The organism is Streptomyces sp. NPDC051104 (assembly GCF_040682835.1).
In the GTDB taxonomy this organism is placed as follows: domain Bacteria; phylum Actinomycetota; class Actinomycetes; order Streptomycetales; family Streptomycetaceae; genus Streptomyces; species Streptomyces cynarae.
The window spans coordinates 37,274-55,863 of sequence record NZ_JBFBBS010000012.1 but is presented as its reverse complement, the minus strand read 5'-3'; the positions used below and the strand labels follow the sequence as shown (position 1 = coordinate 55,863).

At 71.3% G+C, this 18,590-nt stretch carries 15 protein-coding genes; 9 read left to right on the top strand and 6 right to left on the bottom strand.

The window, feature by feature from the left end; translation table 11 throughout:
* The first annotated feature begins 1 nt into the window (after position 1).
* Entirely contained in the window at positions 2-2,818 is a 2,817-nt protein-coding gene (locus AB0N14_RS19245; protein WP_366026873.1) for an NHLP bacteriocin export ABC transporter permease/ATPase subunit, read from the top strand.
* 4 nt (positions 2,819-2,822) lie between these two features.
* Here the strand turns inward: AB0N14_RS19245 and AB0N14_RS19240 are convergent, their stop codons facing one another.
* From AB0N14_RS19240 to AB0N14_RS19225, 4 genes are all read right to left on the bottom strand, one after another.
* Positions 2,823-3,353 carry an SRPBCC family protein gene (locus tag AB0N14_RS19240; RefSeq protein ID WP_366026872.1) on the bottom strand — a complete coding sequence of 177 codons (531 nt, stop codon included), beginning with the start codon at positions 3,351-3,353 and terminating at the stop codon, positions 2,823-2,825.
* Positions 3,354-3,444: 91 nt separating this feature from the next.
* Entirely contained in the window at positions 3,445-3,927 is a 483-nt protein-coding gene (locus AB0N14_RS19235) for a VOC family protein (RefSeq protein WP_366026871.1), read from the bottom strand.
* A 438-nt stretch (positions 3,928-4,365) separates the two neighbouring features.
* Entirely contained in the window at positions 4,366-6,192 is a 1,827-nt protein-coding gene (locus AB0N14_RS19230) for a gamma-glutamyltransferase (RefSeq protein WP_366026870.1), read from the bottom strand.
* 307 nt (positions 6,193-6,499) lie between these two features.
* Positions 6,500-7,240 (bottom strand): GntR family transcriptional regulator, encoded by a 741-nt coding sequence (locus AB0N14_RS19225; RefSeq protein ID WP_366026869.1) that lies wholly within the window; start codon positions 7,238-7,240, stop codon positions 6,500-6,502.
* 223 nt (positions 7,241-7,463) lie between these two features.
* Here AB0N14_RS19225 and AB0N14_RS19220 point away from each other — a divergent pair, with 223 nt between their 5' ends.
* The 8 genes from AB0N14_RS19220 (at position 7,464) to AB0N14_RS19185 (ending at position 15,829) form a co-directional block, all read left to right on the top strand.
* Positions 7,464-8,621, top strand: coding sequence for an extracellular solute-binding protein (locus tag AB0N14_RS19220; RefSeq protein WP_366026868.1), 1,158 nt, complete (start codon positions 7,464-7,466; stop codon positions 8,619-8,621).
* Positions 8,618-9,520: an ABC transporter permease subunit gene (locus AB0N14_RS19215; protein ID WP_366026867.1), complete on the top strand. Its 903-nt coding sequence runs from the start codon at positions 8,618-8,620 to the stop codon at positions 9,518-9,520. The genes AB0N14_RS19220 and AB0N14_RS19215 overlap by 4 nt, the downstream gene beginning before the upstream one ends.
* Positions 9,505-10,323, top strand: a complete 819-nt coding sequence (locus AB0N14_RS19210; RefSeq protein ID WP_366026866.1) for an ABC transporter permease subunit — start codon at positions 9,505-9,507, stop codon at positions 10,321-10,323. Before AB0N14_RS19215 ends, AB0N14_RS19210 begins: the two co-directional genes overlap by 16 nt.
* 3 nt (positions 10,324-10,326) lie before the next feature.
* Positions 10,327-11,412 (top strand): ABC transporter ATP-binding protein, encoded by a 1,086-nt coding sequence (locus AB0N14_RS19205; protein WP_366026865.1) that lies wholly within the window; start codon positions 10,327-10,329, stop codon positions 11,410-11,412.
* Entirely contained in the window at positions 11,409-12,995 is a 1,587-nt protein-coding gene (locus AB0N14_RS19200) for an HAD-IA family hydrolase (RefSeq protein ID WP_366026864.1), read from the top strand. Before AB0N14_RS19205 ends, AB0N14_RS19200 begins: the two co-directional genes overlap by 4 nt.
* Positions 12,996-13,709: 714 nt before the next feature.
* Positions 13,710-14,435 (top strand): DUF2071 domain-containing protein, encoded by a 726-nt coding sequence (locus AB0N14_RS19195; RefSeq protein ID WP_366026863.1) that lies wholly within the window; start codon positions 13,710-13,712, stop codon positions 14,433-14,435.
* A 111-nt stretch (positions 14,436-14,546) separates the two neighbouring features.
* Positions 14,547-14,822 (top strand): DUF6480 family protein, encoded by a 276-nt coding sequence (locus AB0N14_RS19190; RefSeq protein ID WP_366026862.1) that lies wholly within the window; start codon positions 14,547-14,549, stop codon positions 14,820-14,822.
* Between the two features lie 317 nt (positions 14,823-15,139).
* On the top strand, positions 15,140-15,829 hold the full coding sequence (locus AB0N14_RS19185) for a hypothetical protein (RefSeq protein WP_366026860.1): 690 nt from the start codon (positions 15,140-15,142) through the stop codon (positions 15,827-15,829).
* 38 nt (positions 15,830-15,867) lie between these two features.
* Here the strand turns inward: AB0N14_RS19185 and AB0N14_RS19180 are convergent, their stop codons facing one another.
* Together AB0N14_RS19180 and AB0N14_RS19175 are read right to left on the bottom strand one after the other, a co-directional pair.
* Entirely contained in the window at positions 15,868-17,394 is a 1,527-nt protein-coding gene (locus tag AB0N14_RS19180) for an NCS1 family nucleobase:cation symporter-1 (protein ID WP_366026859.1), read from the bottom strand.
* A gap of 164 nt (positions 17,395-17,558) precedes the next feature.
* On the bottom strand, positions 17,559-18,581 hold the full coding sequence (locus AB0N14_RS19175) for a TIGR03842 family LLM class F420-dependent oxidoreductase (RefSeq protein WP_366026858.1): 1,023 nt from the start codon (positions 18,579-18,581) through the stop codon (positions 17,559-17,561).
* Between the last annotated feature and the right edge of the window lie 9 nt (positions 18,582-18,590).

Below are 18,590 nucleotides of genomic sequence, written 5' to 3'. Positions count from 1 at the left end.
GATGACGGCGGTGCACGAGGGCGACGTCGTCCTGAACGCTCTGGGCGCGATGGGCGCCCCCATCGACTGCTCGGGCCTGAGCCGGCTCGACCTGGAGGGGCCGCAGGTGCTGTGGCTGGTGGCGTCCGGCGCGCTGGACCTGTTCGCCGTCGACGCGGCGGTACAGGGCCACTGGCACCACCTGGGCCGTCTCGAGCCGGGCTCCCTGCTGCTCGGCCCGGTCGCGGGACCCCAGCACACCCTGGTCGCCCGGCCGGTCCGCGACTGCGTGGTGCGCCGTATCCAGCTGCGCGAGCTGTACCAGCAGGCCGACACCCAGACCTGGTCGTACGATGAGCACGGCAACCCGCAGTACGTGCCCCCGACGACGAGCCCCCTGGAGTACGCCCTCGCCCTCGGTGTCGGCCGGAGCCTGTCGATCCTGTTCCAGGCGCCGATGGCCACCGAACGGGCCGCCGACATCACCGACGACGACGTCTTCTGGATGCAGGTGCCGCCGGGCAGCGTCCAGTACGGCTCCCTGTACGGGGCGGAGGCCGCTGCCGACCTGCTGATGGATCCCGCCGTCTGGCAGGGCATGGTCGACCAGCAGTACCGCCTCCTCGCCACCCTGGACCGGTGGATCGAGCAGCTCGAGCGCACCCACGAGACCCGTACCGCGGCCGGTATCAGGGCGGGCGAGGCGGTCCGCGCCCAGGCCGACCGGACGTTGCTGGCGTCCATCGGGAAGTCCTCGGAGCGGCGCACCACCGCCGCCGACGCCGACGCCACCTACGCGGCGTGCAAACTCGTGGCCGGCGCGGCCGGCATCACCCTCGCCGAACCCACGCGGAGCGGCGCCGAGAGCGACCGCCTGGACCCGGTGGAGCGCATCGCCGTCGCCTCCCGTGTCCGCACCCGGGCGGTACGGCTCGACGGGCGCTGGTGGCACGAGAACGTCGGCCCGCTGGTGGGCCACCGGGCCCTGTCGGGCGCGCCGGTGGCGCTGCTGTGGCGGCGCGGCGGGTATGTCGCCGTGCACCCGTTGTCGGGGCGCGAGACACCGATCGAGAAGGCGAACGCGGCGGAGTTCGCGCCGCGGGCCGTGATGTTCTACCGCCCGCTGCCCGACCAGCGCCTCAGTCCGCTCAGACTGCTGCGGTTCAGCATGCGCGGCATGAGCGGGGATCTGGTCAACCTGCTGATCAGTGGGCTGGTGACCGTCGCGATCGGCGCGCTGGTGCCGATCGCCACCGGCAAGGTGCTCGGGGAGTACGTTCCGAAGGCTCAGGAGGGGCTGATCGTCCAGGTCTGCCTCGCCCTCATGGTGACCGGCGTGGTGGCGGCCGCCTTCATGCTGCTGGAGAACCTGACCATCCTGCGCCTCGAGGGGCGGATCGAGGCGACCCTCCAGTCGGCGGTCTGGGACCGGCTGCTGAGGCTGCCGACGAAGTTCTTCACCGAGCGGTCCACCGGTGAGCTGGCGAGCGCCGCGATGGGGGTCAGTGCCATCCGGCGGCTGCTCGCCGGAGTCGGTCCCACGGTGGCCCAGTCGGTGACGGTCGGCGCGATGAACCTGGGGCTGCTGCTGTGGTACAGCGTGCCCATGGCCATGGCCGCCATCGGCATGCTCGTCGTCATCGCCGCCGTCTTCCTCGGGTTGGGGCTGTGGCAGGTGCGCTGGCAGCGGCGGCTGGTGCAGCTCAGCAACAAGCTGAACAACCAAGCGTTCCAGACCCTGCGCGGCCTGCCCAAGCTGCGGGTGGCGGCGGCCGAGAACTACGCCTACGCCGCCTGGGCACGGGAGTTCGCACACAGCCGCGAACTCCAGCAGAAGGTGGGCCGGATCAAGAACCTCACCACGGTGCTGGGCGCGGTGTATCTGCCGCTGTGTTCCCTGCTGCTGTTCATGCTGCTGGCGGGGCCCGCGAAGGGTGCCTTGTCGGCCGCCGACTTCCTCACTTTCAACACCTCGATGACCATGCTGCTCACCTCGGTCACCCAGCTGACCGGCGCGTTCGTGTCGGCGGTGGCCGCGCTGCCACTGTTCGAGGAGATCAGGCCGGTGCTGGACGCGACCCCCGAGGTGCGCACGGCGAGCACCCGGCCGGGGGTCCTGTCCGGGGCGATCGAGGCGCGCAGGCTGTCGTTCCGGTACGCCGACGACGGTCCCTTGGTCCTCGACGACGTCTCCTTCGAGGTGAAACCGGGCGAGTTCGTGGCGATCGTGGGCCCGAGCGGCTGCGGCAAGTCGACGCTGCTGCGTCTGCTGATCGGCTTCGACAAGCCGGTGTCCGGCAGTGTGCTCTACGACGGCCAGGACCTCGCGGCGCTCGACCAGTCGGCGGTGCGCCGCCAGTGCGGGGTGGTGCTCCAGCACGCGCAGCCGATGAACGGGTCCATCCTGGACGTCATCTGCGGCACCGAGCCGTACACTCCCGAGGAGGCAATGGCGGCGGCCGAGATGGCGGGCCTCGCCGAGGACATCCAGCGGATGCCGATGGGGCTGCACACCATCGTCCAGGGCAGCGGCGCGATCTCGGGCGGACAGCGGCAGCGGCTCATGATCGCTCAGGCGCTGATCCGCCGACCGCGCATCCTGTTCTTCGACGAGGCGACGAGCGCGCTGGACAACGAGACGCAGCGCAAGGTCATCGAGTCGACGCGCGCCCTGAATGCCACCCGGATCGTGATCGCCCACCGCCTGTCCACGGTGCTGGACGCGGACCGGGTCATCGTGATGGAGGACGGCAGGATCATCCAGCAGGGGCCGCCCGGCCGGCTCCTCGCCGACACGACCGGCCGACTGCACGAGCTGGTGCGGCGGCAGATGTCGTGAGGGGTCAGGCGTCGGCGCCGGGGATGGGCGCGCCCGAGGGGACCCCGGCCTCGACGTAGGCCTCGTAGTACTCCTTCCAGGGCGCGGTGGGCCCGGCATGCGGCCCCTCGGAGCGCTCACCGCGGGACTTTGCGTCCAGGGCGGCCAGGCAGACCTCCCAGCCGGCGCCGTTGCGGGCGGCGGCGTGCCGCTCGCCCAGGACGTTCGTGAGCGTGAACCGGGTGCTCCCGTCGCCCGGTTCCTCCAGGTCGAAGCGCAGTTCGTCACCGCCCCACGCGAAGGAGAGGTGCCGGGGCGCGTCGACGGCGAGGACGGTGCCGCTGGACTCGGGCAGGTTCGGGTCCCCGCTGAACCGGACGGTCCCGCCGGGGCGCAGGTCGAACTCGGCACGGGAAGGGAACCATGCGGCGAGTTCGTCCGGATCGGTGACGAACCGCCAGAGCCGGCCGATCGGGTGGTCATAGACGCGGCTGAAGCGGACGGCCGGGCGGCCGTCGTCGAGGGTGAGGTACGTACCGGTGAGGTCGGCGGCCATGGCGAATCAGTCCTTCCGTTGTGGGCGCGCCGCAACGATCGCGGCGGCCGGCTCACCCCGTCACGGAGGGCCGGCCGTCGCCCCGCGGTGGCTACTCGCCCGCGTACGCCGTCTCCAGGGCGGCGATGTCCAGCTTGCCCATCGACAGCATCGCGCGCGTGGTGCGGGCCGCCTTCTCCTGGTCCGGGTCGCCGACCATGTCGAGGAGCCCGTCGGGGATGACCTGCCAGGACACGCCGTACTTGTCCTTGAGCCAGCCGCAGGGGCCCGGCTGCCCGCCGCCCTCGGTGAGCTTGCTCCAGTAGTAGTCGATCTCCTCCTGGTTCTCGCAGTAGATCTGGAAGGAGATCGCCTCGTTGAACGTGAACTGGGGTCCGCCGTTCAGCGCGACGAACTTGTGGCCGTTGGCCGTGAAGTCGACGGCGATCACGGAACCGGCGGGGCCGGGGCCTGCCTCCGTGTGGCGGCCGACCTGCCCGATGCTGGAGTTCTTGAAGATCGACACGTAGTAGTGCGCGGCGTCCTCGGCCTGGCCGTCGAACCAGAGACAGGTGGTGAATCCCTCGGTGGCCATGTGTACCTCCTGGAGTGTCGAAGCGGTCACCTGTGCAGACCGATCCTCGCCCCTGAACTCATCGGCCGAGCCCCGGATTAATCCGTGTGGCAGTCCAGGTGCCCGGAGCTAGGGCCGCGGCAGGCAACGTTTGCCCGTCAAGGAGCGGCGTCCGGTGCGTGCTCTGGGGGTACCCCCTGCTCGAAGAGCTTGGGGGAGTGCCGGCCGGAAGTCCTCGTACTGGACGTACTTGGGCTTCCGGCCGGTGCGGCGAGTGGGGGTCCCCCCTGCTCGAAGAGCTTGGGGGTGGGGGTCCCCCCCTGCTCGAGCGAAGCCGAGAGCTTGGGGGAGTGCCGGGCGTCGCGACGGGGCGAACGTTGCCCGTTGCGGCACTAGTTCGGCCGGTCAGCGGTTCGGCCGGTTGAGCAGGGGTCGGCCGCGTCACTGGGACCGGTTGGTTCAGCGGCCGACCGCGTACCCCTGCATGCCCCGCGGATTGGCCGCGGCTGACAGCACGCCCGTCTCCGGGTCCCGGGCGACCGCGCACAGCCGCCCCTCCGACCAGGCCTCGCCGACGGTGACGTCATGGCCGCGCCGGCGCAGCTCCGCGACGACATCCGGGTCCATGCGGGACTCGACGGTGACGCTGCCGGGGCGCATGCCGCGCGGGTAGAAGGAGCCGGGGAAGCTGTCGTTGTGCCAGTTCGGGGCGTCGATGGCACCTTGCAGGTCGAGGCTGCCGCGGATGTGCGGGCGCAGGGCGGCCGCCAGGAAGAAGTGGAGCTGCCACTGGTCCTGCTGGTCGCCGCCGGGCGTGCCGAACGCCAGAACCGGCGCCCCGTCGCGCAGGGCGATCGAGGGGGTGAGGGTGGTACGGGGGCGGCGCCCGGGCGTGAGGGAGTTCGGCAGGCCCTCGTCGAGCCAGGTCATCTGCAGCCGGGTGCCGAGCGGGAAGCCCAGCTCGGGCACGACCGGGTTGGACTGGAACCAGCCGCCGCTGGGCGTGGCCGCGATCATGTTGCCCCAGCGGTCGACGACGTCGAGGTGGCAGGTGTCGCCACGGGTGGCGCCGTCGGCGGTGACGTCCGGTTCACCGGGCACGGGCGACGTCGGGCTCTTCGCCACGGTCGGTTCGCCGACGCCCATGGGGTCGAAGCCCGGATCGTCGGGAACCACCACGCGCGCGTACTCGCTCAGGCGCGGCACGCGCCCTCCGGGCGCGCCGGGGCGCAGCTCGTACGACGCCTTGTAGCCGATCAGGGCGCGCCGCTCGGCGTTGTAGGCGTCCGACAGCAGGTCACCGAGCGGGACCTCGGCCGCGTCGCCGTACCAGGCCTCGCGGTCGGCCATGGCGAGCTTGCAGCCCTCGATCAGCAGGTGGACGTAGTCCGCGCAGCCGTACCGGGGCAGCTCGGGCGGGAGCAGGGCGAGCTGCTGGAGGAGGACGGGACCCTGGCTCCAGGGGCCGGCCTTGCACACGGTCCAGCCGTTCCAGTCGTAGGTCGCCGGGGTCTCGTAGGCGGCCGACCAGGAGGCCAGGTCGTCGGCCGTCAGGGTGCCGCGGTGGCGTTCACCGCTGGTGTCCATGGTGGGCCGCCCCGCCTGCCGCACCAGGGCCTCGGCGATGAAACCGGAGCGCCACACCCGGCGGGCCTCCTCGATCTGCCCCTCCCGGTCGCCGGCCCCCGCCACCTCGGCGAGCAGCCGCTTCCAGGTGGCGGCCAGCGCGGGGTTGCGCAGCGGCTCGCCGGGGCGCGGCGGCCTCCCGCCGGGCAGGTACACCTCGGCCGAGGAGGTCCACTCGGTCTCGAACAACTCGCGCACGGTCTCGACCGTCTGGCAGACGCGCTCCACGGGCGGGTGCCCGTGCTCGGCGTAGCCGATGGCGTACTTCAGGACGTCGGCGAGGGACCTCGTGCCGTGGTCGCGCAGCAGCAGCATCCAGGCGTCGAAGGCTCCCGGGACGGCGGCGGCGAGGGGCCCGGTGCCGGGGACGAGATCCAGACCGAGTGCCCTGTAGTGGGCGATGGTGGCCCCCGCGGGCGCGACGCCCTGCCCGCACAGCACCCGCACCTCGCCGCCCGCCGGGGCGAGCAGGATCGGGACCTCGCCGGCGGGGCCGTTGAGGTGCGGTTCCACGACGTGCAGCACGAACGCGCCCGCCACGGCCGCGTCGAACGCGTTGCCGCCGTCCTCCAGCACGGCCATCGCCGACTGGGAGGCCAGCCAGTGGGTGGAGGACACCATGCCGAAGGTGCCCTGGAGGGTGGGGCGGGTGGTGAACATACGGCCTCTCACCTCGTTGTTTCCGCGCCTCGACCACACCAGTCGGCGCTCAGAATCGGTCCTGGGGAGAATCTGGGGAGTCTGGGCTCGAGCCCTCCTCCATCCGCTCCCCCAGCAGGCTATCGATCGCCTCGCGCCCCTTATTCCCCGCCTCCGGCATGAAGTCGGCGCGGTGGCCGGGCCCGAGGGGTGGCGTCGGAGACGCTGATCAGCCCGCCGAATCCGCCAAGAAAGCACCGGCGAAGAAGCCATGGCCCTGCGGGATCTCTGGCGGCACGGTACGGGCGGGCCCTGCTGAACAGGGTTGTCAGTTGGCTGTCTTGCGGGCCAGCGCGTTGCTGTCGACGGAGTTGTGGACGCTGAAGCGCACGGCGTCCGAGCGGTAGCGGTCGTCCGACCACTCCACCGGACGTCCCTCGCGTGTGGTGGTGACCCGGCGGACGCGCAGCAGGGGGCTGGTGCGGCGGACGCCGAGCAGTTCGGCGTCCTGGGAGCCGGCCGCGACCGCGTCGATCACGTGCTCGCCGTAGGCGAAGACCAGACCCGTGTCGTCGTAGAGGCGCTGGGTGACGGACGAGCAGTCGGGCTCGATGGACTCGACGGCCGGGGAGATCCAGTCGGCGTAGACCGTCCGCTCCAGCAGCACTGGTTCGCCGTCCAGTCCGCGCACCCGCAGCACGTGCAACACCGGTGTTCCTGCGCACAGTTGGAGGCGCACCGCGTCCTCCGCGGTCGCCGGGCGGTATTCCTGCGCGGCCACACGTCCCGTCGCCTCCCGGCCTATCGCCCGCGCCCACTGGGCGAAGCTGCGCAACTCGGCGAAGCTCTGGCTGCGGCGGCTGGCCAACACCACGCGCCGGGCCCCCTGCCGGGAACCGATGAGCCCCTCGGCGGTCAGGGCGGCGACGGCCTGGCGGACCGTGCCGCGCGAGACGGCGTAGTGCGCGGCGAGCTCCGCCTCCGAGGGCAGCCGGCTGCCGACCGTGTACTCGTCGCGGTCGATCGCCCGCCGCAGTTCGTCGGCGATCTCCTCGTGTCGTGCCGCCATGCTCCCCCTCTGAGTCGGTCGCTGTGCACAGCGTGACCAGCCTAATCGAGATCCGTCGGCCCTCCGCTCGATGCAGGACTACACAGGAGATGTAGGGACAACATTTTGGTGGAGTTAACCGCAAGGACACCCGAGGTGGGCCTACTGAAGGCTCAACTTGTTCAGACAAGTCATGTGCATTATGCGTCTCTTCCGCAACCCTCGTGCGTCCCTTGGAGCAGCCGTGTCCGTGTCCCTGCCGAGAACAGCCGTGCTCAGCGGCTCGCTCGCCGTCGTCGCCGCGCTCGCCCTGAGCGCCTGTGGCGCCGCTCCCGACAACGCGTCAACCACCGCCGACGGCAAGAGCGCCGCGACCACCACCTCCGCCGCGGACTTCGGCGGCATGGACAAGCTGGTCGCCGCGGCGAAGAAGGAGGGCACACTGCACGCCATCGCGCTGCCCCGCGACTGGGCCAACTACGGCGCCCTCATCGACGGATTCCAGAAGAAGTACGGCATCAAGGTCGAGGTCGAGAACCCGGACGGCTCCAGCCAGGACGAGATCAACGCCGTCACCTCCCGCAAGGGCCAGGACCGCGCCCCCGACGTCCTCGACCTCGGCAACTCCTTCACGCTCAGCGCCGCCCAGCAGGGACTGCTCGCTCCCTACAAAGTGACCTCGTTCGCGGACATCCCCGCCGGGCAGAAGGACCCGCAGGCCCGCTGGTACAACGACTACGGCGGCTACATCTCCATCGGCTGCGACGCCAAGCGGGTCAAGACCTGCCCCACCACCTTCGCCGACCTGCTGAAGTCGCAGTACAAGGGCCAGGTCGCGCTCAACGGCAATCCCACCAAGTCCGGTTCGGCCTTCGGTGGTGTCTACGCGGCGGCCCTCGCGAACCGCGGCTCCTTCGACGACATCCAGCCCGGACTCGACTTCTTCGCCAAGCTGAAGAAGAACGGCAACTACACGCCCGTGGAATCGACGCCGGCCACCGTCGAGAAGGGCGAGACGCCGATCAGCATAGACTGGGACTACCTGAACGCCGGGTACGCCGACGAGTTCAAGTCCAAGGGCCTGGACTGGAAGGTCGCCATCCCCTCCGACGGCCAGTACGCCCAGTACTACTCGCAGGCCATCAACAAGGACGCCCCGCATCCGGCGGCCGCACGCCTGTGGGAGGAGTACCTCTACAGCGCCGAGGGCCAGAATCTGTGGCTCAAGGGCTACGCCCGCCCGGCCCTGATGGCCGCCATGGAGAAGGCCGGCACCCTCGACAAGACGGCCGCGGCCAAGCTGCCGCAGGTCTCCGGCACGCCCTCCTTCCCGACCGAGGCCCAGCAGAACAAGGCCAAGACGGTCATCGCGCAGGGCTGGGGGAAGGCCGTCTCCGGATGACCGCCACCGTGATGAAGGCGGACGTGGCGCCGCCCGTCGCTTCGGTGAAGCGGCGGCGCCACGCCCCCGGCTGGCTCGCGGTGGTCCCGTTGCTCGCCTTCACCGCGATCGCCTTCGGGCTGCCGGCCGTGGCCATGCTGGACGGCGCTTTCAGCGTCAAGGACCAGGTGACGGGCGCCGGTTCGTACGGCGCCGGGAACCTGACCACCTCGCTGCACGGCGCGTATCTCACGGCCCTGTTCGGCAGCATCAAGCTGTCCGCCGTCTCGGCCGCCCTCGGCGCGCTGCTCGGGCTGCCGCTCGCGCAGGTGGTGGTGACCTCCCGGTTCCGGGCGCTGCGCGAAGCCGTGCTCACCGCATCCGGGGTCCTCGCCAACTTCGGCGGTGTCCCGCTGGCGTTCGCGTTCGTGGCCACGCTCGGCAACGCCGGCGTGCTGACCCGGCACTTGGGCCTGGAGAAAAGGGGCTGGGACCTCTACAGCTTCTGGGGCCTCGTGATCGTCTACCTGTACTTCCTGATCCCGCTCATGGTCCTCACCATCACCCCGGCGCTGGAGGGGCTGCGCACGCAGTGGCGTGAGGCCGCGCAGAACAACGGCGCCACCACCGTGCAGTACTGGCTCCACGTCGCCCTGCCGGTCCTCGCGCCCACCCTGCTCGGCGGGTTCGTCCTGTTGTTCGGCAGCGCGTTCGCCGCGTACGCCACCGCCGCGGCCATGGTGGGCAGCTCCGTGCCGCTGGTCACCCTGCAGATCGCGGACGCCCTCTCCGGCAACGTGCTGGTCGGCCAGGAGAACGTGGCGCTCGCCCTCAGCCTCGACATGGTCCTCGTCGCGGGCCTGGTGATGGCCGTGTACCTGCCCCTGCAACGACGGAGCGCGCGATGGCTCGACGCCTGAGCCCCTGGCGGTGGGCCGTGCTCGGCCTCGCCGCGCTGTACTTCCTGGTGCCGCTGGCCGCGTCCGTGGTCTTCACGGTCGACGTGCCCGGGCAGGGCGTGACCTTCGACGCCTACGCCCAGATCTTCTCCACTGCCGGTTTCGGTTCCAGCCTGCTGCTCTCATTGGAGCTGGCCGCCGCCACCATCGCCGTCGTGCTGCTGCTGATGGTGCCCGCGACGGTCGCGCTGCGGCTCGGCGCCGCGCGGCTGCGGCCGGTCGTCGAGGTGGTGTGTTCGCTTCCACTGGTGGTGCCCCCGATCGCGTTCGTCGCGGGGATCGTCACGGTCCTGAAGTGGGGGCCCGATCACCTCTCCCGCACCCCGCTGTTCCAGACCTTCGTGGCGATCCAGAATCCGAGCTTTCCCGTCGTGCTGGTCCTGGCGTACGTCGTCATGGCGCTGCCGTTCGTCTACCGGGCACTGGACGCCGGGCTGCGCGCCATCGACGTCCGCACCCTCGTCGAGGCCGCCCGCAGCTGCGGGGCCGGCTGGCCACAGGCGCTGGTCCGCGCGGTGCTGCCGAACCTGCGCGGCGCGCTGCTCAACGCCTCCTTCCTGACTCTGGCGTTGGTGCTCGGCGAGTTCACGGTCGCCCAGTTGCTCGGCTTCCAGCCGTTCGCCGTGTGGATCGTGACCGTCAGCGGCTCCAACGCCCAGCTCTCCGTCGCCGTGTCCGTACTCAGCCTGCTCGTCACGTGGGTCCTGCTCCTGGCGCTCGCCGGTGTCGGCGGGCGCTCCCGAACCACCGCCTCCCGGGGATGAACCATGACCGCCACCACACTTGAGAAGGCAGGCGTCGCCGAAAAGGCCGCCACTGTCGAATTCCGGGGCCTGCGCCGTGAGTTCGGTGCGACCGTCGCCCTGGACGGGCTCGATCTGACCGTGCGGCCCGGGGAGTTCCTCGCCCTGCTCGGCCCGTCCGGCTGCGGCAAGACCACCGCGTTGCGCATGCTCGCCGGGTTCGAACACCCCGACGCCGGCGCGGTGCTGGTGGACGGCGTGGACGTCACCCACGTCCCGGCCCACCGCCGCGACGCCGGGATGGTCTTCCAGTCCTACAGCCTCTTCCCGCACCTGAACACCCTCGACAACGTCGCCTTCGGGCTGCGGATGCGCAAGGTGCGTGCGACCGAACGGCGGGCCCGCGCCGCCGAGCTGCTGGAACTGGTCGGGCTCGCCGACAAGGGCGAGCGGTTCCCACACCAGCTCTCCGGCGGACAGCAGCAGCGCATCGCCCTCGCCCGCGCTCTCGCCCTGCGACCGCGCGTCCTCCTCCTCGACGAACCGCTGTCCGCGCTCGACGCCAAGGTCCGGCTGACCCTGCGCGAGGAGATCCGCCGCCTGCAGCAGGAGCTCGGCATCACCACCCTGTTCGTGACGCACGACCAGGAAGAGGCCCTGTCGATCGCCGACCGGGTCGCCGTGATGCGGGCCGGGCGGCTCGAACAGTGCGCCGAGCCGGCGGAGTTGTACGGGCGGCCCGCGACCGCCTTCGTCGCCGAGTTCGTCGGCACGATGAGCCGGATCCCCGGCGTCCTCAAGGGCGGTGACGTAGAGGTGCTCGGGCAGCGGCTGCCGGTCGACGGCAGGACGCCGGATGCAACGGACGTGGACGTACTGGTGCGGCCCGAGGCGGTGCACGTGGCGGCGGACGAGACGGGCAACGCACGGGTCGTCGCCACCGCGTTCCTTGGCGCCGTCGTCCGCCTCACCGTCCGGCTCGCGGACGGCACCGAGGCGAAGGCCGACCTGTCCGCACACGAGGCCGGCCGCCTCGGCGCAGGAACCGCCGTCACCGTGTCACTCCCCGAGCGGCCGGCGCTGGTGGCGGAACGCACCGCCCACTCATGAAAGAGAGAAGCGTGACCCCCCACCCCCGGCTCCCGCTCCAGGCCGTCCTGTTCGACATGGACGGCACGCTCGTCGACACCGAGCGGCTGTGGTGGGAGGCGGTGGAGCACGTCGCCGGGAGATCCCTCACCCAGGCGGACCAACCGGAGGTGCTCGGGCGTCCGGTCGAACACACCGCCGCCTGGCTCGGCGCCGGCACGGGCCGACCGGCTGCGGACCTCGCCGCCGAACTGCACCGCGAGTTCGCCGGCCGGGTCCGCACCGGCATCGAGCCACGCCCCGGCGCGCTCGGCCTCCTCGACGCCCTGGCCCGCGACGGCATCCCCGCCGCCCTGGTCACCGCCTCCCCCAGAGCCGTCGCCGACACCGTGCTGGAAGCCCTCGGCGCCCACCGCTTCGCGGTCTCGGTCACGGCCGACGACACCGAGCACACCAAGCCCGCTCCCGACCCCTACCTCACCGCCTGCCGCGCTCTCGGCGTCGACCCCACGGCCTGCGTGGCGGTCGAGGACACCGAGACCGGCGTCCGCTCGGCGGAGGCGGCCGGCTGCTCGGTACTCGCGGTGCCCTCACTCGCCCCGATCGACGCGGCACCCGGCCGAGCGGTACGCGCGAGCCTGCTGGGGATGACCCCGCAGCAGCTCGCCGCCCTGCTCCCGTACCGCCTCCGCGTCATGAGCTGGAACCTGTGGCACGGCGGTACGAAGGTCGACGACCACCGGGCCAAACAGGTCAAGGCGATCCTGGAGACGGGTGCGGACGTGGTCGGCCTGCAGGAGACCGGCGGCACCGCGGCCCGGGAACTCGCCGAGGCCCTCAGCTGGCACCACCACGCCGCCGGCGAGAACCTCGGCATCATCAGCCGCCACCCCATCACCGCCGGCCTCGGCGACCCCGACGTCGGCTTCTACGGAACCGTCGGCGTCCGGATCGCGCTCGGGAACCGGGAGATCGACATCTGGACGGCCCATCTCGACTACACCCCGTACGGGCCCTACGAGGCCACCTTCGACGGGCTCCCCGCCGCCGAGCTGATCGCCCACGAGGACGTGCGGCTCGCGCAGATGCGGGACGCCCTGCGCAGGATCACCGAGGCTGGAGACGACACCGTGCCCGTCGTCCTGGTGGGCGACTTCAACTGCCCCTCCCACCTGGACTGGCCGGACGTGGAATGGCCGGTGACCAAGGCGGCCGAGGAGGCGGGCCTGCGCGACTCCTACCGCGAGGCCCACCCGGACCCGGCCGCCGACCCCGGCCACACCTGGTCCCCGATCCACCCCGTGCACGAGGACGGCAGCGGACGCCCCGAACCTCAGGACCGCATCGACTACATCCTCCACCGCGGCCTGACCGTGCTCGACTCCCGAACGGTCGTCACCGGCACCCCACACCCCCGGCCCGATGTCGCAGGCAACGACTGGCCGTCGGACCACGCCGCCGTCGTGACCACGTTTGCCGTGGGGCTCGAGGACGGACCCGACGGGACGGCGACAAGCGGGGCCAGAGCCGCCGGAGCCCATACCCGCGCCGAGACCGCACCTGATCGGTCAACACACGGTCAAGACTGGGGCCGGCTCCCCTGACCCGGTGTTCATCCACGCAAACGTCGCTCCACCGGGGCGCCCCGGCCCGAAGAGCCATGCCGTTCAGGCGCCCGTCCTGGCGGCACATTGCTCGCCCGGCCCACGGACGGGATCCACGGTGCATTGTCACGTGGTTGGTCGCGGGTGCCGCCGCCGGCAGGATGGCGCATCGACCAGGACACGCAGGGACGCGACCAAGCTGCCGGCGGCTCCCTCACTTGCCTACCGGCAAGTCCGTCGTGGCCGTCGGGGTCTGCCGCGGCCCCACGGGCTCCGCCTGGGTCCACTCCCCCGCACCCCAAAGCCGCAGGCGAGCGGCATTCCGCTGGACCCTTCCCAGCCGCTCTCCCTGGGGAGCAGCTGGGGAGTTTCTCGTCGTTCGGGGAGGTCCTGGGGAGTTCGAGCGGCATGAGCCGGTACCCTCCGAAAGACACTGACAGACACGTTTCCGCAGGTCACAGACTCAACGGGTGTCAAAGGCCCAGGCCAGCGCCCCGCCCACGGGGCCTCTCCATGCCGAAGGTGCCCTGGAGGGGTGGGGCGTGTGGTGAACATATGGCCTCTCAGCTCGCTGCCCGGACGCGCCGGTCGATTGAAACAGCCGCGGTCATCCGTTGTCTCCTCGGCGGGCCGGGGGTGACGCGGTGATCCCTGCCCCCCTGTCGCAGCGCTCCCACCGCGTTTCCCGGTCTGACCGCCGGGGACTCGGTCGGCATGGTGTCCCTCGCGGCGGAGCAGCGCGTCCACCTGCCGGCCTTGGAGGGAGGATGGCTGACGCAGACCTTCGTGCACTGGCCCTTCCGCCCCGACGAGGTGCAGCGCCTGCTGCCGGAGGGCCTGGCCGTGGACGAGTACGAGGGCGCGGCCTGGGTCAGCTTCACGCCGTTCCTGATGGCCGACGTACGGCCTGCGGTCCTGCCCGGCGCGACGCCCGGCCTCCCCACGTTTCCGGAGACCAACCTGCGCACCTACGTCCGGGGCCCCGACGGGCGCGACGGGCTGTGGTTCCTGTCCATCGAGGTGGGCAACCCCCTCATGCTGGCGGCCCGCGCCGTGGGCGCACCGTACAACCCGGGCCGGCTGAGTCTGTCCCGCGACGGAGACGTGGTGCGCTACGCGGGTGCACGCTGGGGCGGCTCACCCTCGTACGAGGTGGTCGTCCGGCCCGGCCGACCGCTGACGCCGACGCAGCGGGACATCTGGCTGACCTCACGGTGGCGCGCGTACACACGACGGCTGGGGATGCTCTGGGCAACGCCCGTCGAGCACGAGCCCTGGCCCCTGCGCGCCGCGACCCTCGAGCGCTTCGAGGAGACCGTGACCCGGGCCGCGGGACTTCCCCCGCCCGAAGCCGAGCCAATGGTGCACTTCTCCGACGGGGTCCGGCAGGTGCGCATGGGCGCCTCCCGCCCGCTGTCGCCCTCACGCCCAGCCCACTGACCTCACGTCCAGCCCCCTGGCACCGGCCGGCTCGGCCCGCGCAGGGCAGCGGGCGCCCCGTTCGTCCCCTTGGTCCCGCGTGACGCCCGGTCGGGCGGGTACTCGGCGGCCATGAACCAGATGAACCGGGACACCGGAACAGGGGGGACGTGGAACCGTCAGTACGGTTCTTCCGACCCCGAGCCGTCGCAGACCCCGGGGGTGGAGCCGGGCGGGGTGCCTCCGGGAGAGACTCCGCCGGGCGAGAGCAGCACTTCGGAGGCCACTCACCGGGACGACTACGACCGGACGCGGGGCTGGGCGAAGGGACCGCTGATCGCCATCATCGCGCTGGTGGTGCTGGTGGCCGGGTTCTTCCTCGCGTACGCGATATCGCTGATGCGGTGAGCGCGCCCCGGGCGGCTGGGCGGCCGTTCGGAAGCGGGGACGGTGGCAGCCCGAGCCGCCCCGGGGTCCCGTCTCGAGAGGACGTCCGTCGGAAGCCGGGCCGACTCCGCCCCGGCCCCCCGCACGGGCACGGGTCCGGCACGGGTTCGGTTCGGGCATAAGGGGACACACAGTCCTGTGGGCGGTCGGCCTGCGTCATCGCGTGGGTACAGAGCGAGTTGGCCCCTTCCGCCTCACAGGCAGTCATGTGAAACTGTCGTCCCGTCCGCAGTGTGGACCACCCTCCGCACCGTCCGTCCCCCACGAGAAGTGCGCCCGTGCGTGATCTTCCCCTGCCGCTCGCCCTCACCGCGCGGCTGAGCCCGGTCCTCGTGCTCGCCTGTGCGGGCTGGGCGCTGACCTCCGGTCCGGCCGCCTCCTCGGCCACCGAGCACAAGTCGGCCCAGCGGAGCCAGGACGCCCAGAGCCCCCAGGACGCGGGGACCGCCTCCGCTCCCGGCCCGTCGGCCGCGGCGAAGACGTACACCACCGCACCCGCACCGTGCGCGGCTCTGGCCGGGAAGACGATCACGTCCCTGGTCCCGGGCGCCAAGACGGCCGGCAAGGAGATCCCCTCCACGGACCGGTCGGTCCGCCGCACGTGCTCCTGGAACGCGCTCAAGGGCTACGACTACCGCTGGCTCGACGTCACCTTCGAGATCATGGACTCGCAGGCGCAGGCGCAGAAGTCGTACACCGAGCGGACCACGGACAAGAGCGGCGGCGGCGCGGTCCCCGGTCTCGGAGACGCCGCCTACTCGGTCGTGAACCTCACCACCGAGGACAAGCAGCAGACCCGTGAGGGCCTGGTGCTGGTACGTGTGTCCAACGCGCTGGTCTCCGTCGACTACAACGGCAGCGACTTCGCGACGAAGAAGGCACCCGGTACGGACGAGATCAACAAGGGTGCCATCAAGGCCGCCAGGGAGGCGGTGGCCGCGCTGGAGGACGGCCGGCAGAAGGGCTGACCGCCCTCTGCCGACCGTCCTCCGGGCCCCGGCGGAGGTCAGGACGTGGCGTCGTCCCGGCCTCGCGCGAGCATCAGCAGCAGGTACAGCACCATCGACGTGCCGAGGCCGACCGCCCAGCCGTAGTCGGCGAGCGGCTTCAGGGCCGGGACGGGGCGGCCGTCGATCAGCGGATGGAAGTCCGCGCCGCCGATCGCCAGCACCCCGCCGACGACGAAGGCCAGCACGGCCCGCCAGTTCCAGCCGCCCCCGTACCAGTAGCGGCCACCGGAGCGGTACAGGTCGGTGAGGTCGAGACGGGTGCGGCGCAGGATCCAGTAGTCGGCGATGAGGATGCCGGCCACCGTGCCGAGCAGGCCGCCGACCAGGCCGAGCCAGGTGAAGATGTAGCCCTGCGGGTCGGAGTAGAGCTTCCACGGGAAGATCAGCACCGCGAGGACCGAGGTGATCAGGGCGCCGGTGCGGAAACTCACCTTCCTCGGCGCGACGTTGGAGAAGTCGAACGCCGGGGAGACCAGGTTGGCCGCGATGTTCACCGACAGGGTCGCCACCAGCACGGTCACCAGGGCGTAGAGCAGCCCGACCACGTTGTCCGTCTTCGCCGCCAGCTGCACCGGGTCCCAGACCGGCTTGCCGTACACAGCCTGCGAACCCGAGGTCACCAGCACGGACAGGAACGCGAACAGCGTCATGGTGGTCGGCAGGCCGAGCGCCTGGCCCCACGTCTGGGCCTTCTGGCTGCGGCCGTACCGGGTGAAGTCCGGGATGTTCAGCGACAGCGTGGACCAGAAGCCGATCATGCCCATGAGGGAGGGCGCGAACAGCTTCCAGAAGTCCGCTCCCCAGCCCAGCTTGGAGGGCTGGTCGAACAGTGGGCCGAAGCCGCCCGCCTTGCCGCTCATCCACCACAGCATCACCAGGGCGCCGACGATCACGAAGGGCGCCGCCCAGTTCTCGAAGCGGCGGATGGTCTCCATGCCCCGGTAGATGATGGCGACCTGGAGCACCCAGAAGATCGCGAACGACAGCCACATGGTCCACGCGTAGCCGCCGACGTGGGAGGCGTCGGACCAACTGTCGCCGATGAGCTTCCCGGCGAGGAAGTAGATCGCCTCGCCGCCGATCCAGGTCTGGATGCCGAACCAGCCGCACGCCACCAACGCCCGTACGACCGCGGGGAGGTTGGCGCCGCGCACGCCGAAGGAGGCCCGGGCGAAGACCGGGAAGGGGATGCCGTACTTGGGTCCCGCGTGCCCGGTGAGCAGCATCGGGACCAGCACGATCACATTGGCCAGGGCGATGGTGAACACCGCCTGCTTCCAGTCCATGCCGACCGCGATCAGGCCGGAGGCCAGGGTCCAGGACGCCGTGTTGTGGGCCATGCCGACCCACAGCGCGGAGAAGTTGTACGTGGTCCAGGTGCGCTTGGCGACGGGGACCGGCAGCAGGTCCTCGTTGGCGTACGCACCGCTCGGCTGCGGGGAGCCCGGGGCGATCTCCACGCGCCCGTCGGGGAGGGTGACTTGGGCGGACGGCGGTATGGCCGTGGGAGCGGTGTCGGTCATGGGGCAGGCCAATCAGGAGGTGGGACGGGAGAGGCCGTGCGGGTGCGGCGCCGATGGGGGGTGCGCCCGGTGGACGGATCGACCGGAGGCGTCCTGGGCCCCCTTCCCGGGAGAGCGGGAAGGGGACGAGCGGGGAGAGGAAGGGTCCGGGGACCCGGTGGGAATCAGCCGTTGACGGCCGGGATGACCTGGCTCCCGTACGCGTCGATGACGGCTTCCTGTGCGTCGTGCATGTCGTAGACGGCGAACTGGTCGACGCCCAGCTCGCGCAGTGCCTTCAGCTTCTCGATCTGCTTCTCGACCGGGCCGATGAGGCAGAACCGGTCGACGATCTCGTCGGGTACGAACTGGGTGTCCGGGTTTCCGCTGCGCCCGTGGTGGGCGTAGTCGTAGCTCTGGCGGGCCTTGATGTAGTCGGTGAGCTCCTCGGGGACGGCGGAGGAGTGCTCGCCGTACTTGGCGACGAGGTCGGCGACGTGGTTGCCGACCATGCCGCCGAACCAGCGGCACTGCTCACGGGCGTGCGCCAGCGCCTGGGGCGAGTCGTCCTCGGTGACGTAGGCCGGGGCGGCGACGCAGATCTTCACCTCGGACGGGTCGCGCCCGGCGGCCGCGGCCGCGTCCTTCACCGCCTTGACCATGTACTCGGTCAGATACAGGTCGGCGAGCTGGAGAATGAACCCGTCGGCCTCCTCTCCGGTCATCTTGAGCGCCTTGGGGCCGTACGCCGCCATCCACACCGGAAGCCTGGCGCCCGGTTTGATCCAGGGGAACTTGACGACCGCGCCGCCGCCGAGGTCGGCCTCCTGGCCGCTGCCCAGCGCCCGGATGACCTTCATGGCCTCGCTGATGCGGGCCAGGGTGTTGGGCTTTCGGCCGGCGACGCGCATCGCGGAGTCGCCGCGGCCGATGCCGCAGATCGTGCGGTTGCCGAACATGTCGTTGAGGGTGGCGAACGTGGAGGCCGTGACCTCCCACGTGCGGGTGCCCGGGTTCGTCACCATGGGGCCGACCGTCAGCTTCTGGGTGTTGGCCAGGATCTGGCTGTAGATGACGAACGGTTCCTGCCACAGCACGGCGGAGTCGAAGGTCCAGCCGTAGCGGAAGCCGTTGCGCTCGGCTCTCTTCATCAGGCTGACGACCCGCGAGGCCGGCGGGTCGGTCTGCAGGACGAGTCCGAAGTCCATGGGCACCAC